Source organism: Micromonospora sp. NPDC085948 (assembly GCF_040686315.1).
In the GTDB taxonomy this organism is placed as follows: Bacteria; Actinomycetota; Actinomycetes; order Mycobacteriales; family Micromonosporaceae; genus Micromonospora.
Window position 1 is genome coordinate 152125 of sequence record NZ_JBFBJW010000015.1, and the last position, 23583, is coordinate 175707.

General features: G+C 72.2%; 30 protein-coding genes, 1 tRNA gene and 1 riboswitch. Of the genes, 6 read left to right on the plus strand and 25 right to left on the minus strand.

Annotated features, from left to right (window positions below; translation table 11 throughout):
* Positions 1-11: 11 nt before the first annotated feature.
* A riboswitch (glycine riboswitch) is annotated at positions 12-110 on the minus strand.
* A 61-nt stretch (positions 111-171) separates the two neighbouring features.
* Positions 172-1020: an NAD-dependent protein deacetylase gene (locus AB0O48_RS29085; RefSeq protein ID WP_357572993.1), complete on the minus strand. Its 849-nt coding sequence runs from the start codon at positions 1018-1020 to the stop codon at positions 172-174.
* A gap of 136 nt (positions 1021-1156) precedes the next feature.
* Positions 1157-2224, minus strand: a complete 1068-nt coding sequence (locus AB0O48_RS29090) for a MerR family transcriptional regulator (protein ID WP_357573009.1) — start codon at positions 2222-2224, stop codon at positions 1157-1159.
* 144 nt (positions 2225-2368) lie between these two features.
* On the opposite strand from AB0O48_RS29090, the gene AB0O48_RS29095 reads away from it, so the two are divergent.
* Positions 2369-3025 (plus strand): NAD(P)H-binding protein, encoded by a 657-nt coding sequence (locus AB0O48_RS29095; protein WP_365069266.1) that lies wholly within the window; start codon positions 2369-2371, stop codon positions 3023-3025.
* Positions 3026-3056: 31 nt separating this feature from the next.
* Complete coding sequence (locus AB0O48_RS29100; protein WP_357249194.1) at positions 3057-3335, plus strand: DUF1905 domain-containing protein; 279 nt, start codon at positions 3057-3059, stop codon at positions 3333-3335.
* A 33-nt stretch (positions 3336-3368) separates the two neighbouring features.
* On the opposite strand, the gene AB0O48_RS29105 is transcribed toward AB0O48_RS29100, so the two are convergent.
* The 15 genes from AB0O48_RS29105 to AB0O48_RS29175 form a co-directional block, all read right to left on the minus strand.
* Positions 3369-4064, minus strand: a complete 696-nt coding sequence (locus AB0O48_RS29105; protein WP_357249191.1) for a cell division protein DivIVA — start codon at positions 4062-4064, stop codon at positions 3369-3371.
* On the minus strand, positions 4061-5242 hold the full coding sequence (locus AB0O48_RS29110) for a globin domain-containing protein (protein ID WP_357249188.1): 1182 nt from the start codon (positions 5240-5242) through the stop codon (positions 4061-4063). Before AB0O48_RS29110 ends, AB0O48_RS29105 begins: the two co-directional genes overlap by 4 nt.
* A gap of 2 nt (positions 5243-5244) precedes the next feature.
* Positions 5245-5643: a group 1 truncated hemoglobin gene (locus AB0O48_RS29115; RefSeq protein WP_365069267.1), complete on the minus strand. Its 399-nt coding sequence runs from the start codon at positions 5641-5643 to the stop codon at positions 5245-5247.
* A gap of 245 nt (positions 5644-5888) precedes the next feature.
* Positions 5889-6485 (minus strand): MerR family transcriptional regulator, encoded by a 597-nt coding sequence (locus AB0O48_RS29120; protein WP_357249182.1) that lies wholly within the window; start codon positions 6483-6485, stop codon positions 5889-5891.
* Between the two features lie 187 nt (positions 6486-6672).
* Positions 6673-7137, minus strand: coding sequence for a bifunctional nuclease family protein (locus AB0O48_RS29125; protein ID WP_030327706.1), 465 nt, complete (start codon positions 7135-7137; stop codon positions 6673-6675).
* 185 nt (positions 7138-7322) lie between these two features.
* Positions 7323-8024, minus strand: coding sequence for a MerR family transcriptional regulator (locus AB0O48_RS29130; RefSeq protein WP_357249179.1), 702 nt, complete (start codon positions 8022-8024; stop codon positions 7323-7325).
* 50 nt (positions 8025-8074) lie between these two features.
* The gene (locus AB0O48_RS29135) at positions 8075-8527 is read right to left on the minus strand and encodes an FHA domain-containing protein (protein WP_007071101.1); all 453 of its coding nucleotides are present in this window, start codon (positions 8525-8527) and stop codon (positions 8075-8077) included.
* Between the two features lie 215 nt (positions 8528-8742).
* The gene (gcvH, locus tag AB0O48_RS29140; RefSeq protein WP_355031815.1) at positions 8743-9123 is read right to left on the minus strand and encodes a glycine cleavage system protein GcvH; all 381 of its coding nucleotides are present in this window, start codon (positions 9121-9123) and stop codon (positions 8743-8745) included.
* Positions 9124-9183: 60 nt separating this feature from the next.
* The gene (locus tag AB0O48_RS29145) at positions 9184-10194 is read right to left on the minus strand and encodes a DUF881 domain-containing protein (protein ID WP_357572996.1); all 1011 of its coding nucleotides are present in this window, start codon (positions 10192-10194) and stop codon (positions 9184-9186) included.
* 11 nt (positions 10195-10205) lie between these two features.
* Positions 10206-10538, minus strand: a complete 333-nt coding sequence (locus AB0O48_RS29150; RefSeq protein ID WP_030327710.1) for a small basic family protein — start codon at positions 10536-10538, stop codon at positions 10206-10208.
* Positions 10535-11479: a DUF881 domain-containing protein gene (locus AB0O48_RS29155; RefSeq protein WP_357249172.1), complete on the minus strand. Its 945-nt coding sequence runs from the start codon at positions 11477-11479 to the stop codon at positions 10535-10537. The genes AB0O48_RS29150 and AB0O48_RS29155 overlap by 4 nt, the downstream gene beginning before the upstream one ends.
* Positions 11476-12105 (minus strand): CDP-alcohol phosphatidyltransferase family protein, encoded by a 630-nt coding sequence (locus AB0O48_RS29160; RefSeq protein ID WP_357572997.1) that lies wholly within the window; start codon positions 12103-12105, stop codon positions 11476-11478. The genes AB0O48_RS29155 and AB0O48_RS29160 overlap by 4 nt, the downstream gene beginning before the upstream one ends.
* Positions 12106-12392: 287 nt before the next feature.
* On the minus strand, positions 12393-12857 hold the full coding sequence (locus AB0O48_RS29165) for a MarR family transcriptional regulator (protein ID WP_357249166.1): 465 nt from the start codon (positions 12855-12857) through the stop codon (positions 12393-12395).
* A 56-nt stretch (positions 12858-12913) separates the two neighbouring features.
* Positions 12914-14092: a PP2C family protein-serine/threonine phosphatase gene (locus tag AB0O48_RS29170; protein ID WP_357572999.1), complete on the minus strand. Its 1179-nt coding sequence runs from the start codon at positions 14090-14092 to the stop codon at positions 12914-12916.
* 71 nt (positions 14093-14163) lie between these two features.
* Positions 14164-14910 carry an SAM-dependent methyltransferase gene (locus AB0O48_RS29175; RefSeq protein ID WP_365069268.1) on the minus strand — a complete coding sequence of 249 codons (747 nt, stop codon included), beginning with the start codon at positions 14908-14910 and terminating at the stop codon, positions 14164-14166.
* A gap of 116 nt (positions 14911-15026) precedes the next feature.
* Between AB0O48_RS29175 and AB0O48_RS29180 the strand changes: the two genes are divergently transcribed.
* The 3 genes from AB0O48_RS29180 to AB0O48_RS29190 all read left to right on the plus strand — a co-directional run bounded on the left by AB0O48_RS29180 (position 15027) and on the right by AB0O48_RS29190 (position 16687).
* The gene (locus tag AB0O48_RS29180; protein ID WP_357573001.1) at positions 15027-15908 is read left to right on the plus strand and encodes a universal stress protein; all 882 of its coding nucleotides are present in this window, start codon (positions 15027-15029) and stop codon (positions 15906-15908) included.
* Between the two features lie 102 nt (positions 15909-16010).
* On the plus strand, positions 16011-16223 hold the full coding sequence (locus AB0O48_RS29185) for a hypothetical protein (RefSeq protein ID WP_030327717.1): 213 nt from the start codon (positions 16011-16013) through the stop codon (positions 16221-16223).
* Positions 16220-16687, plus strand: coding sequence for a hypothetical protein (locus tag AB0O48_RS29190; protein WP_357573002.1), 468 nt, complete (start codon positions 16220-16222; stop codon positions 16685-16687). The genes AB0O48_RS29185 and AB0O48_RS29190 overlap by 4 nt, the downstream gene beginning before the upstream one ends.
* A gap of 6 nt (positions 16688-16693) precedes the next feature.
* On the opposite strand, the gene AB0O48_RS29195 is transcribed toward AB0O48_RS29190, so the two are convergent.
* Positions 16694-16897, minus strand: a complete 204-nt coding sequence (locus AB0O48_RS29195; protein WP_088948252.1) for a hypothetical protein — start codon at positions 16895-16897, stop codon at positions 16694-16696.
* Positions 16898-17030: 133 nt separating this feature from the next.
* On the opposite strand from AB0O48_RS29195, the gene AB0O48_RS29200 reads away from it, so the two are divergent.
* Positions 17031-17681 carry a hypothetical protein gene (locus tag AB0O48_RS29200; RefSeq protein WP_357249149.1) on the plus strand — a complete coding sequence of 217 codons (651 nt, stop codon included), beginning with the start codon at positions 17031-17033 and terminating at the stop codon, positions 17679-17681.
* Between the two features lie 6 nt (positions 17682-17687).
* On the opposite strand, the gene AB0O48_RS29205 is transcribed toward AB0O48_RS29200, so the two are convergent.
* From AB0O48_RS29205 to AB0O48_RS29235, 7 genes are all read right to left on the minus strand, one after another.
* On the minus strand, positions 17688-17873 hold the full coding sequence (locus tag AB0O48_RS29205) for a hypothetical protein (protein ID WP_036410487.1): 186 nt from the start codon (positions 17871-17873) through the stop codon (positions 17688-17690).
* 73 nt (positions 17874-17946) lie between these two features.
* Entirely contained in the window at positions 17947-19224 is a 1278-nt protein-coding gene (locus tag AB0O48_RS29210) for a hemolysin family protein (protein ID WP_365069269.1), read from the minus strand.
* A gap of 80 nt (positions 19225-19304) precedes the next feature.
* Positions 19305-19502 (minus strand): hypothetical protein, encoded by a 198-nt coding sequence (locus AB0O48_RS29215; protein WP_110566850.1) that lies wholly within the window; start codon positions 19500-19502, stop codon positions 19305-19307.
* A gap of 39 nt (positions 19503-19541) precedes the next feature.
* Entirely contained in the window at positions 19542-20282 is a 741-nt protein-coding gene (locus AB0O48_RS29220; RefSeq protein WP_357249143.1) for a hypothetical protein, read from the minus strand.
* A gap of 114 nt (positions 20283-20396) precedes the next feature.
* Positions 20397-22151: a selenocysteine-specific translation elongation factor gene (gene selB, locus AB0O48_RS29225; protein WP_365069270.1), complete on the minus strand. Its 1755-nt coding sequence runs from the start codon at positions 22149-22151 to the stop codon at positions 20397-20399.
* Between the two features lie 2 nt (positions 22152-22153).
* Positions 22154-23458, minus strand: a complete 1305-nt coding sequence (gene selA, locus AB0O48_RS29230; protein ID WP_357249131.1) for an L-seryl-tRNA(Sec) selenium transferase — start codon at positions 23456-23458, stop codon at positions 22154-22156.
* Between the two features lie 22 nt (positions 23459-23480).
* Positions 23481-23576 (minus strand) — tRNA-Sec (locus tag AB0O48_RS29235).
* Positions 23577-23583 lie beyond the last annotated feature (7 nt).

Here is a 23583-nt window from a genome sequence, read left to right on the forward strand (position 1 = left end):
GCTCCACAGTGCCTGCCCACGAGGTCCTTTTGCCTGAGAGGTTCCGGGGAGGATTTGCCCCTTCGGCGCCGCCCTGCGTGCTGTCGGGCGGTCTCTCCCACGTGGGTGTTACCGGCACGGACAACGCTACCAGCGCCGGTGTTTCCGGCAGATGTCCTCCCCCGGCGGTGCTCAGACCCCGACCGTCGCCGCGTCGCCGGCGACCCGGGCGGCCAACTCCGGCAGCAACGCGCCCAACGGGGCGTCGACACACACGCTGGCGTGCCCGTCGCCCCGGGTCGGACCCTGGTTCACGATCGCCACCGGGATGCCCCGTTTCGCCGCCCGAATCACGAAACGTCGCCCGGACATCACCGTCAACGACGACCCCAGCACCAGCACCGACCGGGCCCGCTCCACGGCCGCGAAGCAGCGCGCCACCCGCTGCGGCGGCACCGTCTCCCCGAAGAACACCACGTCCGGTTTCAGCATCCCGGTGCCGCAGATCGCACAGTCCACCGTCCGGAACGCCGCCACCTGCTCGTCGGGGAGATCAACGTCACCGTCCGGGTTCACCGCGGCGACCCGCGCCACGAAGTCCGGGTTGGCCTCGCGCAACCGCCGGTCCAACTCCTCCCGGGAGGTCAGGTTGCCGCAGTCCAGGCAGATCACCTCGTCGAGGCGCCCATGCAACTCGATCACCGACGTGCTGCCGGCCGCACCGTGCAGACCGTCGACGTTCTGGGTGATCACCGTGTCGACCAGCCCGGCCCGTTGCAACCCGGCGACCGCCCGGTGCCCGGCGTTCGGCGCCGCACCCGCGATCAACCGCCACCCCAGGTGGCTACGCGCCCAGTAGCGCCGCCGGGCCAGCGGATCCCGGGTGAACGCCTGGAACGTCATCGGGGTGTGCCGCCGCGCCACCCCGCTGGGCCCCCGGTAATCCGGGATGCCCGACTCGGTGGACAGGCCCGCGCCGCTGAGCACCACCACCCCACCACCGGCCACCAGCGCGCGCACCGCCTCGAAGCTCTCCGTCACCCCTCCATGCTGCCTCACCCCACCCGCCGACGCCGAACCCCGGCCACCCGCACCGCACCGGGCGGTCGGGGGTTCGGCCCTCGCGCGGGGCGCTGGCGGCTGGGCGCGGCGCCGACCGTCAGCGGCTGTCGCGTTCCTACCCGGCGACGACGTCGGCGACGACGCAGGCGACGTTGTCCGGCGCCCCCGCCGCCTCAGCCAGACCGATCAGAGCCCGCACCGCCGGCCCGGGACCGGTCGCCGCGCCCAGCGTCGCGCACAGGTCGGCACGATCGACGACGGCGGACAGACCGTCGGAGCACAACAGGTAACGATCACCGGGCAGCGCGGTACGCAACGCGAGATCCGCCTCGACCTGCTGGCCGCCACCGAGGGCACGCACCAGCACGGCCCGCTGCGGATGCGCGGCGGCCTGCTCCCGGTCCAGGCGGCCCTGCTCCACCTGAGCCCGCACCCAGGTGTGATCCTGGGTGAGCAGCGACAACTCACCGCCGCGCAGGAGATACGCCCGGGTGTCCCCCACGTGCACCACGGCCAGGTGGGAGCCACCGAACAGCACCGCGGTCAGCGTGGTGACCGGCTGGTACTCGTCGGTCGCCAACGCGCGCACCGTGCGCTCGGCGTCGGTGACCGCCCCAGCGAGCACCGTCAGCAGATCGCCCGCCGCGACGTCGGCCAGCCCCAACGGTCGCAGCGCGTCGATGGCGGCAGCGCTGGCGGCGGCGCCGCCCGGTCCTCGCATCCCGTCGGCGACGGCCAGCAACCGCCCGCCGGCGTACGCGGCGTCCTCGTTGCTGTCGCGCACGGCCCCGGCCACACAACCAGCGGCATGACGGACAGCAAGGGTGGGTGTCGCCTCAGACATGGTGGTGCCCCCCTCAGACAGGTGGTCCACGAGGACGGAGGCCAGCCGCGCCCGCGCCGCCGTGTCGGCGCTGACCTGCTGCCAGTACGCGGCGACCGCCTCAGCCGCCGCCGCCGGCGCCAAACCAGACACGGCGTGGATCTGCGCCAACGGCATCCCGATGCGGCGCAACTGCGCGATCAGGCGCGCCAACGGCACCTGCTCCGGGTCGTAGAGCCGGTACCCGGACTCGGGATCGACCGCGGCCGGCACCAACAGCCCCACCTGGTCGTACAGGCGCAGCGCCTTCGGCGTCAGCCTCGCCGCCCGCGCGAACGCCCCGATGGTCAACAACTCCACGACGGCATCCTCCTCGTACCGGTCACCGCGACCGGCACGCACCACCCTGGGGGTTACCCAAAGGTCAAGGTCAACCTCCGCCGGCCAGGACACCACCCCGTCGGCGCCCGGTGCCGCCACCACCACCGCCGGTAGGTTGGACCCATGCGCGTCGTCATCGCCGGAGGCCACGGCAGGATCGCCCTCCTCGTCCAGCGTCACCTCACCGGGCGCGGCGACACCGCCGTCGGCCTGATCCGCAACCCCCAGCAGGCCGCGACGCTACGCGCCGCCGGCGCCACCCCCGTCGTCTGCGACCTGGAACACGCCGACGTCACCGAGGTCGCCGCGCACCTGCACACCGCCGACGCGGTGATCTTCGCCGCGGGCGCCGGACCCGGCAGCGGCGCCGCCCGTAAGGACACCGTCGACCGGGCCGCCGCAGCGCTGCTCGCCGACGCCGCCACCCGCGCCGGTGTCCGCCGCTACCTGCTCGTCTCCTCCATGGGTGTCGACGACCCACTCGCCGCCGACACCGACGACGTGTGGGCGGCGTACCTGCGCGCCAAACGCGCCGCCGAGGACGACCTGCGGGGCCGCGACCTGGCCTGGACGGTGCTGCGGCCCGGCCGGCTCACCGACGACGACCCCACCGCACGGGTCACCCTCACCCCACACGCCGGGCGGGGCGCGATCAGCCGCGCCGACGTCGCCCACGTCCTCGTCGCCCTGCTCGACGCACCAGCCACCGCCGGCGCGACCCTCGAACTCGTCAGCGGACCCACCCCGATCGCCGACGCCATCCGCGCCGCCACCACCTGAACGCCCGCCGCGCCACCCCCGGAGGACAGCAATGGACCCGCAACCACTCGATCACCGCTTCACCGCGCCCATCGAGAAAGACGGCGCGTTCGCCACCTACGTGACCGTCCCCGACTCCGCGCAACTGCTCGGCACCCGCCGCGCCGTCAAGGTCACCGGCACCATCGACGGCCACCCGTTCAGCGCCACCCTCATGCCCTCCGGCACCGGCCCGCACTGGCTGCCCATCCGCGCCGCCCTCTGCAAGGCCATCGGCAAGAGCGACGCCGGCACCGAGGTGACCTTCCACCTCGCACAACGCCTCAGCTGAGCACCGGGTGGGGGCGCACCCCACCCGGTGCGCTCACCGCTGGTGGTGACGCGGCAACGCCGACTGACCCACCACACCGCCGACGAACGGCGCCCCCGGCGTCTCCGCCGCGATCCGATCCATCGTCCGCGCCAACTGCTCACTGCCATCATCGAGATGCCGCGCCGCCGCCTGCATGTGCGACACCATCATCTCCCCGAAGATCCGCAACGCCTCCCGGGTCGCCACCGTGTCGTCGAAGCTCGACCCCGCCGCGCTGCGATACTCCGCCACCGCCCGCTCCGCCTCCTGCTTCGCCTCCGCCTCCGCCGCGTGCAGGTAACTCTCGTACTGCACCCGGGCGTACTCGGCGACCCGCCGCGCGTAGTCGTGCGCCTGCGCGATGATCTGCTCCGCCTCCCGCTGCGCCGCGGACAGCAGATTCACCTCCCGCGCCGCCGGGGCCTTCCCCGCCGCCCCCGTGCTCGGGATCACCCCGTGCCGGTGCAGCTCCACCCGGTCGGTCAGCCGCTCGTTCTCCGCCCGCAACGTCGCGATCTGCGTCGCCAACACGTCCAACTCGTCGGCGATCTGCATCCGGAACCGGTCCACGTCGGCGTTGTCGTAACCACGCCGCGCGAACGACGCCGCCCCGAACTGCCACCGCCGCACCCGATCGGCGGTCATCCGCACCTGCACCGCGCCGGACACCTGCATCCCGTCGTACCGGCTGATCGGGGTCGCGCTCACCTGTGCCCACCTCCCGAAACGTCACCGACCGGCGACTGCTGCACCGCCGTACGCCACGCCGGGCCGTACCACTGCTCACCCAGGCCCTCGTGGTGCACCTGACCCGCGTGGAAACCCGCCTGCAGCAACGCCCGCACCGCGTACGACACCATCTCGTCCGACCCACACACGAACACGTGCCGGGAACGCCAGTCACCGTCGGCCAACGCCCGATCCACCGCGTGCGCGAACTCCCCGGGCCGGCTCACGTCGGCACCCACCACATAGGTCACCGTCAACCACGGATACGACGACGCCAACTTGTCGATCGCCTCACTGTCGTACAACTCACTGCGGGAACGGGCCCCCACGTACAGATCCACCCGCCGACGCGAACCCTCCGCCGCCACCTGCTCCACAAGCGCCTTCACCGGCGCCCAACCGGTCCCCGCGACCAGCAGCAACAGATCACTGGAGCCCGCCGACCACAACCCCAGCCGCTCCCCGACCGGCGCCGCCAGGTGGATCCGATCCCCCACCGCCGACCCGTAGACCAGCCGCGACGACACCGCGCCACCCGGCGCGGCCCGCACATGCAACTCCAGGGTGCCATCCGCCCGCGGCGCGTTCGCCGGCGAGTAGTACCGCCACGAACGCACCGACGGATGCGACACCCCGATCGACTGACCCGGAGTGAACGGCAGCAGATACTGCGGACGCACCGTCAACACGGCCACATCGAACGCCCGCCGCTCATGCGCCACGATCTCCGCCACCCACCACGGCGGGTTCACCGCCTCGGCGGCCTGAGCGGACTCCATCATCACCTGCGCCACCAACCCGTACGCGGCAGCCCAGTCCGCAGCCAACTCGTCGGTCCACTGCTCGGCGAGAAAATGCTGCAACGTCGCCAACAGCGCCTCACCGACGGCCGGGTAGTGCTCCGCGCGGACCGCGAACTTGCGGTGGTCCGCACCCAGGTCCTGCAGGAAACCCACCAACCGGTCCACCTGATCCACGTTGGACACGATGTGCCCCAACGCGGTCACCAGGCGGTCCCGCTGACCGGCCATGTTCGTGGGGAACATCTGCCGCGTCTCAGGATGAGCGAGGAACAACGTCGAATAGAAATAGAGCGGCACCTGGTCACCGTGCTCGGCGACCACCGACCAGCTCTGCTTGAGTTGGGCAGCGTCCACGCTCAGGCGCCCGACCGGTCTCCGGAGGCCACCACCTGGTCCTGCACCTGGCCCAGCACCGCCCGCACGTGGTCCAGGGTGTCCGCCGGCACATCCAACTCGGCCAGCGTCGCCAGGAGGTACTCGCCCACCTTCGCGTAGTGCTCCACCGGAATGTTCAACGGCTGGTGCGCCTCGGCCAACCCACGACCGGTGTACTCGTCCGGACCACCCAACACAGTGGTCAACATCAACGTCAGGTGCCGCCGCTGACCCACCATGTCCACGTCGACGAAATAGCTCGCCGTGGTCGGATCGGCCAACACCTTGTCGTAGAACAGCTCCACAGCCGCCCTGACCGAGCTGGCACCGCCAATACGGTCGTAGTGCGACTTGGGGGCAGCCTCTTCGGTAACCGTCACGGTCGTTCCTCCGGGGGGAAGGGTCGATAACCGTGACGGACCATAGCGTGTCAATCGTCTGGGGTCATTGCCCCCCTATCGCGTTCCCGACAATTGCCGGAAACGCAGCGTCACCACTACCGGCGAGTATCTCCACAGTCGGCAACGACAACACCACCCAGGGTGTCCACAGTGGAGCGAACTCACCCACCGCCGCCACCGACCGTCACCGACGGTCGCGAAAAAACCAACCGAAAAAACCGCGCTCAGCCAGCCCGCCGCCGCGCCCGCCGCGCCGCCAACTCGTCACCCACCGGATCCGAACCCGACGCCACCGCAGGCTCCACCGGAGCGCTCGTCGCCGGCTCCGCCGGCAGATGCGACAACGACCCCTGGATCTCCTTGAACGCCCCACCGATCGCGATCCCGAAGACACCCTGGCCACCCTGCAACAGGTCGACCACCTCCTCCGGAGACCGACACTCGTACACCGTCGTCCCATCGGAGATCAACGTGATCCCGGCCAGATCCTCCACACCACGCGACCGCAACGCCTCAATCGCCTTGCGGATGTTCTGCAGGGACACCCCCGCATCCAACAACCGCTTCACGACCTTCAACACCACCAGGTCCCGGAACGAATACAACCGCTGCGTACCCGAACCCGAGGCGTCCCGCACACTCGGCACCACCAGCGCCGTCCGCGCCCAGTAATCCAACTGCCGGTAACTGATGCCCACCGCGTGGCAGGCCGTCACACCCCGGTAGCCGACCGAACCGTCACCCTCAGCCGCCACACCTGGCGACGAGGCACCCGACTCGTCGAACTCCGTGCCTGGATCGGGATCCCGCGGCTCGTGCATCCGGACAACCTCCCCCGTCAGTGTGGCGACGCGTCGTTTCCGGGACGCGCACCCCTCGACACGGCAACCCTATCGCCACCCTCAGGGGTTACCACGGAGGAACCGACACGACACGCCGCGCCGCCACCGAGAAAGATCACCAACCGCACCGGGGACCACCCACCCGGGAGCGAGCACACGGCCCACCTCAGCCCGCGAAGTCCTCCGGACGCACCTGCTCCAGGAACTCCCGGAACTTCTCCACCTCGTCCTCCTGCTCATCAGGAATGACGATCCCCGCCTCGCTGAGGACCTGCTCAGCACAACGAATCGGCGCACCGACCCGCAACGCCAACGCGATCGAATCGCTCGGACGCGCCGACACCCGCACCCCATCACCGATCAACAGATCCGCGTAGAACACGTTCTCCTTGAGCTCGGTGATCTCCACCGCCTGCAAGGGCGCCTTCAACGCCGCCAACACATCCCGCAGAAGATCATGCGTCAACGGTCGGGCCGGCTTGACCCCCTGCTGCTCATAAGCGATAGCCGTGGCCTCGACCGCGCCGATCCAGATCGGCAGATAGCGGTCACCCTCGACCTCCCTGAGCAGGACGATCGGCTGGTTGCTAGGCAGCTCCACCCGAACTCCGACCACGCTCAGCTCGCGCACCGCCGCCTCCGTGTCGTTGTCACCTACGCCGCACCGCGCCCTTCCCTGCACGGTACACGGACCGCGACACGGTCGTCCCGTGCGCTACCGCACCACGCCCGCGCCGGAAAGGGGTTACCCCGGCAAGCCTACGGCACGCTTCCCGGAAGAGATCTTTCCGCTCAGCCACCACCCACCGGGACCCCTCACCGACCCAACGTCGACCGCAAACCCACCCGCACCAACGCCGCGTGCAACTGCTCCGACAACGCGACCAACTCACGCGCCGTCTCCGCCGCCCGAGCCCGCGCCGCCGGATCGCTCTGCCGCGCCAACGGCGCCACCAACTGAGCGAACAAACCAACCTCGCGATCCGCCGCCGTCCGGTAACCCCGCAGATGCCGCGGCTCCAACCCGTACGACGCCAACCCCGCCACCGCCGAAGCGATGATCAACGCATCCCCGTCATACCACCCCGGCGGATCCGACACCAGCACACCGAGCCGCTCCAACTCCCCAAGCGTCGACTCGTCGATCCCACTCCGGGTCACCAGCTCCGCCCGGCCGAGCCGCACCTGCGACGACTCGGCCGGCTCCACCGACTCACGACCCGGCACCGCACCATCAGGACCAACCGCCACCAACGCCGGCCGCGACCGCCCCGGCTGCTCACCAGACGAATCCCACTGGGCCAACTGCTCACGGATCACCCGCAACGGCAGGTACTTGTCCCGCTGCGCGGTCAACACGAACCGCAACCGCGCCACATCGTCCCAGCTGTACTTCCGGTAACCCGCCGCCGTCCGCTGCGGCTCGACCAAACCCTCAGCCTCAAGAAACCGCAGCTTCGAAATCGTCGTGTCCGGGAAATCCACCCGCAACTGCCCAAGCACCTCACCGATGCTCATCAACGGCTCAGACCGAGCCGCCCCGGGTGACATGGAGGCCGCAGGCTCGTTCACCCCCGGCCGGCCTCCTCCTCCGGGCGCGGACCGGCGATGAACACCACCCGGAACTTACCGATCTGAACCTCGTCACCATTGCTCAACGTGGCCGCCTCAACCCGCTCACGATTCACGTACGTGCCATTCAGGCTACCCACGTCCCGCACCGTGAACGTCCCACCATCACGGTGGAACTCCGCGTGCCGACGCGACACCGTCACGTCATCGAGGAAGATGTCACTGTCCGGATGCCGGCCACTGGTCGTCACATCGTGGTCCAACAGGAACCGGGCACCCGCATTCGGACCTCGACGAACCACCAGCAGCGCCATACCCGGCGGCAACGAGCCGGACATCCGGCTCGGCACCACATCGGTGTCCGGCCCTTCCAGCACTTCGTCAAGCGAACCGAGATTGAGCGTCGAAGTGACGTCGAGCGGGGGGAACTCGTCGTCTGGCCGCGTCATGGGACCACCTCACGGATCTGTTCGGTCGGCGTCGGGTAATGGCGGGTCTGGCCGCCGGGCACGTGAACACCCGGCGGCTGGCTCCCCGTGCCCGGGAAGGCAATTCCACAACGCTCAACTATTTGGGTTCTCGGTCGACTGGGCGAGCCTAGCCAGCGCCGAAATGCAGGGCAACCGGACGCGCGCACACAACCCACGCACCGGATCACGCACACTCAGCCTTCGGTGATCTTCTGATAAGCCGCCGCCGTCAGCAACCCATCCGTCGCCGTCGGATCGTTCGGCGTGATCTCCACCAACCAACCCGCACCGTACGGATCAGTGTTGATCAGCTCCGGTGTGTCACCCAACGCCTCGTTGGGCGCCACCACCGTACCGGCGACCGGCGCGTAGATCTCCGACACACTCTTGGTCGACTCGATCTCGCCCAACGAATCACCGGCCGCTACCACCGCGCCCGCCTCGGGCAACTGCACGTACACGATGTCACCCAGCGCGTCCTGCGCGAAGTGCGTGATACCGACCCGGATCGAACCCGTGCCGTCACCCGCCACCCACTCATGCTCGGCGGTGTATCGCAGATCCTCAGGAATCACCAGACGCGTCCTTCATCCATCGGTGCCCCGGACCACCCGGGCCCGGCGCGGCCGCGCCGGTCAGGAGACCGGACGGGCGTGTTCCAACTTGATCGGCGCGTGCAGCGCCGAAACCTCGGCAACCTCACGCTCCCCAAACGTCACGTTACCGCCGACACCCCGGACCGACGCCACCACCCCACCAGGAATGTTCAACGCCGTACGCATCGTCGCCGGATCACCGATCACCGTGATCGTGTACGGCCCCGTCAACCGACGCCCCTCCACCACCAACGACCCGTTGTCCCCATCGAGGAAGTACGTCGACGCGATGATCCGCACCGTCGCACGGTCACCACCGGCGATCTGCATCGCCTCCGCGCCCGCACCCCGCAACTCCTGCACCGCGTCCAACACCCGGGTCGCCGTGATCGGCTTGACACCCGCATCGAACTGCACCGTCAACCCCGGCCCCACCGCCGGCAACGTACCCGCCAGAATGCCCAACTCGTTCGCCCGCCGCGTCGCCTCGTCCAACGCCGCCTGACGACCCTGCTCACCCGATCGCAACTGCCGCTGACTGTCCTCCAGGGCACGAATATCCTGCTGAAGCCGACTCTCCCGCGCATCCAGATCCGACAGAATCCGCACCAGGTCCTCCTGGCGCGTCGCCCCCAACGTCGGATCCGTCGACGTCGTCTTCAACTGCACGACCAACGTGAACCCCAGCAACACCAACAACGCCACGATCATCACACCGGCCGTACTCCACCGGAACCGACCCGCCGCCACCGGAGGCGCCGCCACCGACTCCCCGGCCGGCTCACCCAACCCGTCCGACGTCGCCACCGGCTCCTCCGACCGCGACACCGCGCTCAGGTCCACCGTCGCGCCGTCGTCGACCCGCTCCACCGCGGGCTCCTCGTCCGGCCGCTCCTGCGGCCGCACCGGCTCCTGCGGGGCCAACGGGCTCAGCTCGTCCGGATCCGGTGCGTCCGGACGAGGATCCGGCTCACCCGCCGGCCCACCCGGCCGTGCCGGTCCACCCGGCTGCGGCCACCCGGTCCCCGTGTCGCTCTGCTCATCACTCATCGCTGTCAAACCTACGCCCGGAACAGGTGCCGACGGATCGCCGCCACGTTGCCGAAGATGCGGACACCCAACACGACGACCACGCCGGTGGACAACTGCCCGCCCACCCCGAGCTGGTCACCCAGATACACGATCAGACCAGCGACCAGCACGTTCGAAATGAACGACACCACGAACTGCTTGTCGTCGAAGATGCGGTCCAACCGGGCCCGCACCCCACCGAACACCGCGTCCAACGCGGCCACCACCGCGATCGGCAGGTACGGCTGCAACGCCGCCGGCACCGTGGGATCAAGCCACACACCCAGCACCACACCGGCAAGCAACGCCAGCACCGCGATCATCGGCCACCTCCGGAGGGGCTAACGGTCGTCGTCGGACCGGACGACCCAGGACTGCCGGACCGGACACCCGACGCGGAAGGGCTCGGACTGGCCGACGGCTTCGCGTAGCGTAGCTGCGGCTCCGGAGCCGCCGGCAGGGTGAGGTCATCGGCCTCCCGCACACCGAACGACAACCCGGTCTTCTGCGCGACCTCACGCATCACATCCGCGTTGCGGCTGTCCTCGAACCTGCGCCGCATCGAACCCGGCCCGACCGCCGACACCTCGTACGGCCCCATCACCGGCCGGAAATCCACAAGGATCGCATCACCCGCCGTACGGATCGTCGACGTCGAGGTCAACCGCTGCCCGTTGATGGCGACCGCCTCCGCACCGGCACTCCACAACGCGTTCGCCACACCCTGCAGATCGCTGTACAACACCCGCGACGGCCCCGCACCAGCCCCCGTCACCGCGTCCGCGTTACCCGGCCCGTCCGCCAACCGCACCACCACGCCGTCGCCGCGTACCCGACCCAGGCCGGTGCTCGCCTCCAGGTCCCGCAGCCGAGCCGCCGCCGACCCGCTCAACGCCGCGTCCCGCTGCCGACTGACCTCCTCGCGCAACTGGTCCGCGCGCGTGGACAACCGGTCGGTCGTGCCCTCGCGCTCCTTGATCTGCGCCACCAGACCGGAACGAGCCTGGGCCCGCCCCGGCTCGTCCGCCATCGTCTGCCGGTAGGCGACCGCGAACAGGAAACCGAGCAGCACCACCACGACCAGACTGACCGACCGTGCCGGCCACGCCCGCCACCCCCGCGCCGACCCGGTGGATTCCGAGCGCCGACGGGCAGCCGCCGCATCCGCGTAGCCCGGATCGAGCGGGTTGCGGAACAACTCGGTGAGGAAATCCGGCGCGTACACCCGGTCCGGGCGGGGTTTGCCCGGCTGCGGCGCGCTCATGCCGCCGCTCCCGGGCCACGCGCCGCGCGCACCAGCCGCGCCGCCTGCACCACGTACATCCCGCCGGCCACCCAGTAGAGCACCAACCCCCACCACGCCAACGCCCAACCGATCGCGGCCGTCGCCGTCGCCGCCGCGCTCCACTCGCTGGCCAACAGCAGCACCGGGAACGCCGCCAGCAGCAGGAACGTGGCGGTCTTACCCACGTAGTGCACCGGCGGCGGCCCGTACCCGTAGCGGCGCAGCACCGCCAGCGAGCCGAGCAGCAGCAACTCGCGGGCCAGCAACGCCGCGGTGAACTGCCACGGCACCACCTCCCGCACGGTGAAGGCGACAAGGGTGGCGAGGATGTAGAGCCGGTCGGCGAACGGGTCGAGCAACTCCCCGAGGCGACTCACCTGGTGCAGGCGGCGGGCGATCCAGCCGTCGACCCAGTCCGTGGTGCCACCGATGGCCAGGACGACGATCGCCGCCACGTCGGCGCGCTCGACCAGGAACAGGTAGAGGAAGAGGGGTACGCCCAGCAGCCGTACGAAGCTGATCAGGTTGGGCAGGGTGAGCACCTGGTTGCCGGGGGCCTCGTCACCGGTGTCCCGCGGTTGCTCTGCCCGAGCCGGACGCGACACCGATCCTCCTCCACGGCAAGGACCCTCGGCCGACGTCGGGCGCGGCGGAGGGTCGTACGCGCTGTCGGGCCGGCCCGCGCCGGCTCCCCCTGCGGCCCCGGGGTGGGGCCTGTTCCCTGATCCGGCCCGCGATCTCGAAGATCACGGGCCGGGTAAGTGCGCTGTCACTATATCGGGCCTGCCTCCGCTCGCCCGGCGCCGTCACCGTGCGTTTGGCGCGACTGTGTCGCACTGTGGCGTGGATCACCACGCGTAGAGCGTCCTAGGATACTAGTGGAAGCGAGGGTTCAGGCCGTCTGTGCCGCCGGGTCGGTCTGCTGCTCGGGCACCGACTGGGTCGCCGCCCGGCCGAACGCGACCAACGCCAGCCACAGATCGTGCTGCGTCCTGCCCGGCATCCGATCCAGCACCGACTGCACCGCACGGCGGCGCCGCTCGGCCAGGTCCCCCAGCAGCGCCAACGCCGCGGGCGTGGGCACCAACCGCACCTCACGCCGGTCGCGGGGATCGGCCACCCGCCGCAACAGCCCGGTCGCCTCCAGCCGGTCACAGAGGCGGCTCGCCGACGACGGCACCACGTCGAGCAGCTCCGCCAACCCGTTGACATTGGTTTCCGCTCGGCTGCTGATCAACGTCAACACCCGCAACTGCGTGGGCGGCACCTGATGCCCCGACGCCGACGAGTCGAGCACGGCGATCAGCGTCCCGGCAGCCGCGGCGATCGCCGCGGCGAGATCTTCAGGTCGCTCCACCCGATGTCCCCTGCCGTCGTCGCGCTGGTGCCCACCAGACGAGGCGGCGGCGACCCTCACCCGCTGCCCCGCTCACGCGGACCGTGCCAGTCCAGACACACCACGACGGCGTCGTCGCGCAGATCGGAGTCCGCGTGGTAGGCGTGCAGTTCGCGCATCACCGTACCAACCGCCTCGGCCGCCGGCTGCAACCGCGTGGCGCGCAGCGAGCGAGCCATCTCCCGATCGCCGTACGGCTCCTCACCCGGCGGCTCGGCGGCCCACACCCCGTCGCTGACCACGAAGAGCCGGTCCCCCGGCTCGAGGTACAACTCCTGCACCTCGTAGCGGGTCTCGGCGAACATCCCCAGCGGCAACTGCTGATCCAGCTTCATCGGCTCCACCGTGGCCCCCCGCATCCGCAGCAGGTGCGGGGAACCCGCGTCGACCGCACCGACCCGGCCGGTGCGGGTGTCGACGTCGAGCAGCAGGGTCGCCACGTACCGGCGGCCCCGGTGCTGATAGAAAACCGTGTCCGAGGCGAGCTCGGCCTGCTCCACCAGGCCGCCGCCGGAGCGCCGGGCGTTGCGCATCGCGTTGACCGTGACGGCGGTCAGCATCGACGCGGCCAGCCCACTGCCCTCACCGTTGAGCACCGTCACGGTGAGACGGTCGCCGTCCAGCGACCAGTCGAAGTGGTCCCCACCCACGGTGTACGCCGGCTCCAGTTGCCCGGCGAGCGCGAACGCGTGGTGCGCCACGCTGCGACCGGGCAGCAGGTCCCACTGCATCTCGGCGGCCATCGTGAGTCGCTCACGGCGACGGGCCCGCCGGTACCTGTCGGTCCCCCGGTCCGCCGCCCGCATCGCCACCGCGAGGGCGGCGGCGATGTCGGTCGCGTGGCCGGTGACTGTCGGATTCGGTACGGCCGGCAGCTCGATCAACAGCACGCCCAGCCGCTCCCCCCACAGGGTCAACGGCAGGTAGAGCCGACAGGGGCCGTCGCCGGCGGCGTCGCGTACCGGTTGCTGGCTGCTGAAGCACCGCTGCGCCACGGTGTGGCGGGAGAGGGAGCCGGCCGCCGCCAGGTCCGGGTCCAGCACCGGCCAGAGCCCGCTGATCCGATAGTCGGCGACGAAGACGTCGGTGCGCAGCGCACCCAGCGTCGAGCGGATCGCCTGGTCCGCCGCCTCGGCCAACTGGTCGGGCGGGGCCTCGCGCAGCGCGCGCGACACCACGTCCGGCGGCTCCACCATTGTCGTCCTCTCCAGAAGCTTGCTACAGGGCAAGCATCATACGGACACCCCCGGACGGCGAACCGCTGCGGTCAGTCGTGACCACGGGACGCGAGCACGCCGTGGAACGCGTCGGGCACCTGCGCGGGCGGACCCTCCGGCCGCCACCGCGCGACCGGCACGATCCCGTCCGCCGTCGGCGCCCAGCGGCCCAGCAGCGGCGCGAACGCCCTCGGTGGGCGCATCCGGAACTGTGGGCCCATCATCGCCAGCGCCTGCGGGTGACCCGCCAGCTCCTCGGTGTCGAAGTCCACCACGAGCAGGCTGCCCGGCGCCGCGGCGGCGTACAACTCGTCGAGCGTGTGGGTCAGCGTGGCGTCGTCGAGGAACGCCGCGAGCCCGAGGAAGACCACCCCGACCGGCCGGCGGCCCCAGCCCGGCACGAAGCGGTGCATCTGCGCCGGGTCGACCGTGCCGATGTCGGTGGCGTCACCGAAACCGTAGCCGGCCCGGCCACTGCCGGCGAGGATGCTCTGCCCCAGCCGGATGGTCACCGGGTCGACGTCGGTGTAGAGCACCGTCGCGTCGACGGCGACCTCGTGCACGTTGCCCATCGTGGGCACCCCGGCGCCGAACACCAGGAAACCATCCACACCCTGGGCGACCATGGCCCGCACCGCCCGGCCCAGGAACGCCCGCAGCTCCCGGAACACCGGCGCGCACGGGCCGTACGCCTGCTCGAACGCACTCGCCGCGGCCACGTCGACCGGAAAGTGGTGCTCCCCACCGAGCCAAAAGTCGATCATGCGGCCGGTGCTCGGCTGGTCCGGTTCACCCATCGACAATCCTCCCTCCGGACCGATCGTCGCCAGCGTACCGACCCCGACGCGCTCAGCGGTATCACGGCGCGGGGGCGGTCCTGCCCGCGATACTGACCCCGAGCGGGAGGTGGGCGGTGAACTCGGCGAACAGCGCGGCGGTCGTGGTCGGCGTGGACGGCTCACCGCCGGCCCTGCGCGCTGTCCGCCTCGCCGCCACCGAGGCAGCGCGCCGGCACCGGCCACTGCGGATCGTGCACGGGTTCATCTGGCCGTTGCTGCACGTGCCCGCCGCCCCCGCCCCGGGCGCGCCGCCCGGCGGTGGCCTGCGACACCGGGCCGAGGAGCTGGTCCAGGCCGCGGTGGCCGAGGCCGAGGCGACCGTACCCGGGCTGCCGATCTCCGGCGAGATCATCGACGGTGAGGCCGCCGCGGTGCTGGTGGGCGAGTCCCCCACCGCCGCGCTCATCGTGCTCGGTGACCGGGGGCTGGGTGGTTTCTCGGCGCTGCTGGTCGGCTCGGTCGCGGTGCAGGTCGCCGCGTACGCCGACTGTCCGGTGCTGGTGGCCCGCGGCGCGCAACGACCCGACGAGCCGGTGCTGGTCGCGGTGGACGGCTCGCCGGCCTCCCGCCTGGCGGCCGACTTCGCCGCCGAGACCGCCGTGTCGCGCGGCGTGCCGCTGCTGGCGGTGCACGCCTACCAGCACCCCGGCAGCAGCGGCCCCGGCGACATGCAACCCCTGGTGTACGACGACGCGACGCTGCACGGCGAGCAGGAACGGATGCTCGCCGAGTGGCTGACCGGCCTGACCGAGCACCACCGAGGGCTGCGGTTGACCTGCCGGGCGGTGCACGGCCGCACCGGCGCCGTGCTGGCCGAGGCGTCCCGCTCCGCGCAACTGGCGGTGGTGGGCGGGCAGGGGCGCGGCGAGGTGACCGGGTTGCTGCTGGGGTCGGTGAGCCAGTCGATGCTGCACCACGCGCGGTGCCCGGTCGCCGTGGTGCACGCCCCCCGCTAGGACCGCGAGGGGTTCACCGGCCGCCAGACGGGTAGACGGCCGCGGTACGCCGACGGCGACGAGGGCGACAGCAGATGCCCAGACCGACGAAGGAGGCACCACATGCCAGGACCACGGCCGGGCAGTAACGCCTACGACAAGCAGCGGGCGCGGTTGCGCAACGCGATCGACGACTCCGGACGTCGGGTGCCCGACGGCAAGGCCAACCAGGTCGCGAACCGGATCCTCCAGGAGGACCGTGGCCAGCGGGGCGTGGTTCGCGGCGACCGCGCGTACGGCCCCAAGAGCGAGCGCGAACCGGGCGACCCGAAGTGAGGAAGGTCGACCTTGCCGACGGTGCCATCGCTGGCGCCGTCGGCAGCGCCGCGCTGAACGTGGTCAGCTTCCTCGACATGGCCCTGCGGGGACGGCCGGAGAGCGACGTTCCCCAGGAGACCGTCGACCGGCTGGCCGGGATCGCGCACGTCAGCCTGGGGTCCGACGGTCGGGCGGTGAACCGCCGCTCGGGCCTGGGACCCCTGATCGGCTACGGGCTCGGCATCGCCGCGGGCGTCGCGTTCGCGCTCTACGCCGGTGGTCGGCGCCAACCGCTGCCGGTGGCCACCGGCCTGCTCGGCGCCGGCGTGATGACGATGACCGACGGGTCGATCACCGTGCTCGGCATCAGCGACCCGCGTACCTGGCGGCGCTCCGACTGGATCTCCGACATCATCCCGCACCTCGCGTACGGGCTGACGGCCGCCGCGACCTGGAACAGGTTGCGGCGGCCGTCACGCTAGGGGCCGTTAGCGGGTGTCGCTGTCGTCCTCGGCCACCGGTTCACCGGCCGGGCCGTACGGCGACACCTGCCCCTTGGGCACCGGCCGACCCTCGTCACCGCGCGACGAGCCACGGTTGAGCGGGTGCCCGGTCGGCGTCGGTCCCTTGCTGTCCTGGCTGGTGGCGCCCTTGGCGTTGCGCCGGAACTCCTCCTGCTGCGGGTTGACCACAGGTGTCTCCCTCCGGATACGGCGGACGGCATCGACCGCCTCCACCGCCGGCATACCCGTCCACTCCGGTGGCATTCCGACAGCGCTCGCCGGCGCGACGGCTAGCGGGCCACGCAGTGGGTAACCGTGCGGTGTGGGCAACGATCGAACAGTGGCGCGAGTCCTGCTGGACCGGCGTGGCCGCACCTACGCGGAGGAAGCCGGCATCCAGCTCGCCGACCGCCCCCGGCCGCTTTACCAACTGCTGGTGCTGACCACCCTGCTGAGCACCCGGATCCGGGCGTGTGTGGCCGTGGACGCCGCGCGGGAGCTGTTCGCCGCGGGCTACCGCACACCGCAGGCGATGGAGGCGGCCAGCTGGCAGGACCGCGTCGACGCGCTGGGCCGGGGACACTACCGCCGCTACGACGAGCGGACCGCCACCATGCTCGGCACCGGCGCCCGGTTGTGCCTGGACCGCTGGCACGGTGACCTGCGCCGACTACACCGCGAGGCCCAGGGTGACCCGGCCGGGCTGCGTCGACGCCTCACCGAGTTCCCCGGCATCGGCCCCACCGGCGCGGACATCTACCTGCGCGAGGCGCAGACGGTCTGGTCGGACCTGCGCCCGTACGCCGACCGTCGGGCACTGGCCGGGGCGAAGCGGCTGGGTCTGCCGGGCTCCCCGGACGGACTGGCCGGCCTGGTCGACGAACCGGACTTCGGTCGGCTCGCCTCGGCGCTGGTGCGGGTGGCGCTCGGCGAGGAGTCCGCCGGCGAGGTCACCCGGGTCGCCGCCCGCTGAGACCGCTCACTTCACCGTCTTGTCCCCCGGCCGAGTCAGGTGCCACACCAGCAACGCGGCGAGCAACGCCAGGACCACCACCCCGCCGGAGATCCCACGGCCCTCCTCGGGGCTGCGCCCGGCGCTGCCGAAGTAGATCACCGCGAGGCCGGCCAGCACGGTGACGAACGTACGCAAACCTCGGTCCTTCACGAATCGCACCGTAGGCGGGCCGCCTTCCCGGCGAGCTTTTTCGGCACTGCTGTCCCCCGTCCGGGCGACCCGGTCACCCCTCGGCCGTGAACCCGCGCAACCGCACCCGCCGCACCGCCCGGTCGGCGACCTCCACCACCTCCAGCGTCAACCCGGGTAGCCGTACCGTCTCCCCCGGCCGGTCGGGCAGGTGCCGCAGTCGGGCCAGCACCAACCCGGCCACCGTGGTGTAGTCCCGGGACAACGGGAAGCGCAGCCGCACCCCCAGGTCGGGCAGGTCGTGCAGCGGGAAGTCACCAGGCACCAGCAGGGCGCCGTCCTCCTCCCTGATCACCCCGTGCACGTCCCGGTCGGTCTCGTCGTACAGCTCGCCGACCACCTCGGCCAGCAGATCCTCCATGGTGACCAGGCCGTCGATGCCGCCGTGCTCGTCGACCGCCAGGGCCAGTTGCTGATGCTCCTGACGGAGTTGGCGCAACGCGTCGGCGACCGGCAGGGTCACCGGCAGCAGCACCGGCGTGCGCACCCGGTCCCCCACCGGCGCGGTGCCAGCCCGCACCAGGTCGCGGATGTGCACCACCCCGAGCAGCTCGTCCAGACCGCCGGGACCGGTGACCGGGGCGCGGGACCGGCCGGCGGCGGCGAGCCGGCGTACCCCCTCGTCGGCGGTCAGGTTGCCCGGCAGCGTCATCACCTCCCGGCGGGCCACCAGGATCTCCCGCAACGTCCGGCCGGCGATGTCGAACGCGCCGGTCAGGATCTCCCGCTGCTGGGCCGACAGGCCGCGCTGGCTGGCCAGCATCTCGCGCAACTCCTCCTCGGTCATCTCCGCGCGGTTGGCCCGCGGGTCACCGCCGGCCAGCCGTACCACGGTGTCGGTGGCCCGGCTGAGCAGCCACACCGCCGGCCGCGACGCCCGGGCGAGCAGGTCCAGCGGGCCGGCGCTGAGCAACGCCCAACGCTCCGCCCGCTGCATCGCCAGTCGTTTGGGCGCCAACTCGCCGAGCACCAGCGTGACGAACGTCAGCAGCACGGTCACCAGCAGCACCGCGGCGGGGCGGGCCGCACCGCCGAGGAAGCCCAGCGGACCGACGAACGGCTCGGCCAGCGACACCGCGGCCGCCGCCGAGGCGAGGAAACCGGCGAGGGTGATGCCGAGCTGGATGGTGGCCAGGTAGCGGTTCGGGTCGCGGGACAACTGCACCAACCGGTCTCCGGCGCGCGACCGGCGCCCCAGCCGCCGCAACTGCCCCTCGCGCAGCGTCACCAACGCCATCTCGCTGCCGGAGAGCGCGGCGTTGACCAGCACCAGTACGGCCACCAGCGCCACCTGCAGGAGCTGACCACCCATCGCGCACCCCCGTCCGCCGCCTCAGGTCACTCAACCGCAGCGGAGCCGGTCCCGGGTCCGGTTTGCGCCCGCGCCACCGCTCAGTCGACCTCCAGGTCGTCAAGCGAGATGGCGTGGGTCATCAACCAGCGGGCCAACGCCGACATACCGAACAGCCACAGCGGCACCGATTCGGTGGGGCCGCTGGTGGCGTAGATGGCGAACCGCAGATCGGGCGCGCGGTACGCCTCGATCCGCCACCGGTGCTGCCGGTCCCGCCAGACCGCCGAAGGGTCCATGGCGTCACCGTAGGTGACCGCCAACCAGCCGGGGGGCGGTTAGCCCGGGACCACCGTCGTGCCGAGCAGCCGTTGGGCGACGGACACCAGCATGGCGATGCCGATCCCGGCGAGGATCAACCAGCCGAGGCCACGCCAGCCCGAGCCACGGTCGGCGGCCGGCGCTGCCCGCGGTCTCCACGCCTCCCGGTACGACCAGGCCAGCACTCCCAGCCCGAAGGGCAGCAGCCCGATCCAGAACCAGAACCACCGGGTGCCGGCCAGCGGCGGCGCACCCCCGATCAGCCTGGCCAGCCACAGCACGGTCACCACGCCGGCGAGCACGGCGGCGGCGTGCGCGATCCGCTGCGCGGTGGCGGCCGCGCCCTGCCACGGATCGGCCACGGCGGCGAGCCTTTCGTCCCACCCCGCGGTCGCCGACAGGTCCGGCTCGACGCCTGACGAGTCCGAGGCGGGCGGGTCGACGTACGCGTACCGGGTCTGGCCGTTGGGCATGCTCCAGGCGAGCATTCCGCCGTTCGTCGCGTACTGTAGCCGGGGACGGCTGCCCCAGTACGCGTCGTCGTCGGCCCAGCCGTACGCCCGTTGGAAGGTCACCACCCGGCCGGCCGCGAGATCCCGGTCGAGCTGGGCCTGCGTCGACTCGCGGGGCTCCACCCACCAGGCCAGGGATGCCCACAGCACCCACAGCACCGGCAACCCCCAGCGCAGTGCCACCGGGAGGGCCGCACGCCATCGACCGTCGGCGGGCCGCGACCGGGTCGGGATCAGCTCGACCATCGCTCTACCGTCGCACCCCGGGACGGTCCTGTCAGCCCCGGCCGGGTCGCGAAACCAGCGCGGGAACGGGCGGCTCAACGGTCCGGATGCCGACCGGGGCGGGGTGTCGCGGGCTCAGGTGACGACGATCCGGGCGTCGTCGGGCAGTCGTCGGGTCGCACCGCGACGGTCCAGCAACTCCAGCAGCGGCACCGCCACCCGGCGGGTGGTGTCCAACGCCTGCCGGGCCGCGGAGAGCGTGAACGGCTGCGGCAGCCCCGCCAGCACCCGGACCGCGTCGTCGAGCGCGTCGGGCAGCAGCACCACGTTGTCGGCCAACCGCAGCAGGGCACCGGCCCGCACCGCCGCGCCGATCTCCCGGGGACCCAGTCCCAGGTCGACGAGACGGTCCGCCTCGGGAGCACGGAACGGCCGCTCGCCGTACTCGTCGCGGACCCGCCGCACGGCTCGGGCCACCGGTTCGGGCAACGCGTCGGCGTCCGCCGCGCCGACCCGCCCGGCGTGGATCCGCAGCGGCGGCCGGACCAGCGCCTCGACCAGTACCCGGTCCGGCAGGCCGAGGCGCTGGCGCAGCGCGTCCACCGGCATCCCGGGCTCCAACGGGTGTTCCCGCGCGTGGCGGGTGACCTCCTCGCTCACCCGGTCGCCGAGCCACCGCCAGTGCTCGGGGTCGGCCAACCAGTCACCGGCCACCGGCGCGGCCTGCACCGGTACGCCCATCCGGAGCAACGCGCCGGCTCGGACCAGCCGCCGGCGGCGCAGCTCACCGGCCAGCTCGGGTCGACCGTCAAGCGCGGCCAGGACCTGCGCGCGGGCGGCCGCGGCACCCCGGCGGGCCAGCGGCGGCGGCACCACGTCCAGCACCCGTACCCCGCCGGTCACGTGGTGCCGGCCCGGGTCCCGCAGCAGCGCCCGGTCGCCCACCAGCAGCGGCAGCGCACGGGACAGGCGCAGCCGTACGGTGTCCGCGCCGAGCGGTCGGACCCGCACCGGCACCGCCGCCGACCCGACGTGCAGGGTGAGGGTGGCCGGCAGGTCGGCGGCCGGGTCGCCGGTGAGCCGGACGTCCACGAGGTCGGTGTGCTGGAACCGGCCCGGGGTGAGCAGCGCGTCGCCGCGGCCGAGCCGGTCGCGGGGCGTACCGCGCAGGTTGACCGCCACCCGGGCCACCGCGGCGGCCTCCGGTCGGGCCTCACCGAGCGAGTGCAGGCCACGTACCCGGACCGGCTCGTCGGCACCGGCCACCTCCAGCACGTCGCCCACCCGCAGCCGGCCGGCGCCGAGGGTGCCGGTGACGACGGTGCCGCTGCCCCGCACCGTGAAGCTGCGGTCGACCCAGAGCCGGACCGGGTCCTCGACGGTGGGCGCCGGCAGTCGGGCGGTGAGCCGGTCCAGGGCGGCCCGCAGCTCCGGCAGACCGGCGCCGGTACGGCCGCTGACCGCCACCGCCTCCACCGCACCGAGGCTCGTCGCGCCGATCTCGGCGCGGGCGCGGGCCGTCGCCGGCCCCGGATCGGCCAGGTCCGCGCGGGTCACCGCCAGCAGGCCGTACCCGACGCCGAGCGCGTCCAGCGCGGCCAGGTGCTCGGCGGACTGCGGCATCCACCCCTCGTCGGCGGCGACCACGATCAGCGCCGCCGGCACCGGGCCGACACCGGCGAGCATGTTCGGCACGAACCGTTCGTGACCGGGCACGTCGACGAAGGCGATGGTGGCGCCGGAGGGCAGCGTCGTCCAGGCGAAGCCCAGGTCGATGGTCATGCCCCGGCGACGTTCCTCGGCCCACCGGTCGGGTTCCATCCCGGTCAGCGCCCGGACCAGTGTCGACTTGCCGTGGTCGACGTGTCCGGCGGTGGCGACGACGAACACGCTCAGTCGTCCCCGGGTACGCGCAGCACGGCCGCGCGGACGGCGTCGTCGGCCTCGACGGGCACACACCGCAGGTCGAGCAGGAGTCGGCCCCGCACCACCCGGCCGAGCACCGGCTGGTCCCCGGTGCGCAGCGGCCCGGCGTAGCGCTCGGGCAGGCTCAGCGCCCACGAGTCCAACTCCACGCCGGGGGCGCCGCCGCCGCCGACCACCGCGACGGCCGGCACCACCTCCGCCTTACGGCCGTCCGCGCCGAGCCGGTCCCGCAGCCGCTCCACCCGATCCCGCAGGGCGGCCGGGTCGGCGTGCAGGGCGGTGCGGGTGGGGGTGTCCGGTCGGTGCAGGGTGGCGGCCAGCGCGGCCAGGGTGAGCTTGTCCACCCGCAACGCCCGGGCCAGCGGGTGGCGGCGCAGCCGGTCGATCAGCGCGACGTCGCCGAGCAGCAAGCCCGCCTGCGGGCCGCCGAGCAGCTTGTCACCGCTGGCGGTGACAAGCGCGGCACCCGCGCGCAGCGTGCTGGCCGCGTCCGGTTCGTCGGGCAGCAACGGATCCGCGCTGAGCAGACCGGAGCCGATGTCGGCGACGACGGGCACGCCGAGGGTGGCCAGTTGGCGTACCGGGGTGGCCGAGGTGAAGCCGGTGACCTGGAAGTTCGACGGGTGCACCTTGAGCACGAAGCCGGTCTGCGGGCCGAGCGCGGCGGCGTAGTCCGCGAGGGTGGTGCGGTTGGTGGTGCCCACCTCCCGCAGGCGAGCGCCGGTGCTCTCCAACAGGTCGGGTAGGCGGAAACCGTCGCCGATCTCGACGAGTTCGCCGCGGCTGACCACGATCTCCCGGTCGTTGGCCAGCGCGGTCGCGGCCAGCACCAGCGCGGCGGCGCCGTTGTTGACCACGTGCACGGCGCCCGCGTCGGGCACGGCGGCGGCCAGGGCGTCGAGCGCGTCGCGGCCACGGCGGGCCCGTCGGCCGGTGCTCAGGTCCAACTCCACGTCGGTGTGCCCGGCGGCGGCCACCACCGCGGCGACCGCGGTGGGCGACAGGGGCGCCCGGCCCAGGTTGGTGTGCAGCACGACACCTGTCGCGTTGAGCACCGCCCGGGGTCCGGGTGCGGGCAACGCGGCGACCGCGGCGTCGCGTACCTCATCGGGGTTGATCTCGCCGCGGCGGGCCTGCTCCTGGGCGCGGACGACGACCGCCTTGACCTGGTCCCGGCCCAGCGTCGCGCTGGCCGCGGCCAGCAGCGGGTCGGCGAGCAGCGTGTCGGTGCGGGGCACCCGGCGTCGCGGGTCCACCAGCCCGTCGCCCATCGCGTCATCTCCTGCTGCGGTTTGGCGGAGACGGACGGGAATCGAACCCGCCTGGCCCGGGTCCCGGACCACTCCGGTTTTGAAGACCGGGAGGGGCACCAGCCGCCTGAACGCCTCCATCGGAC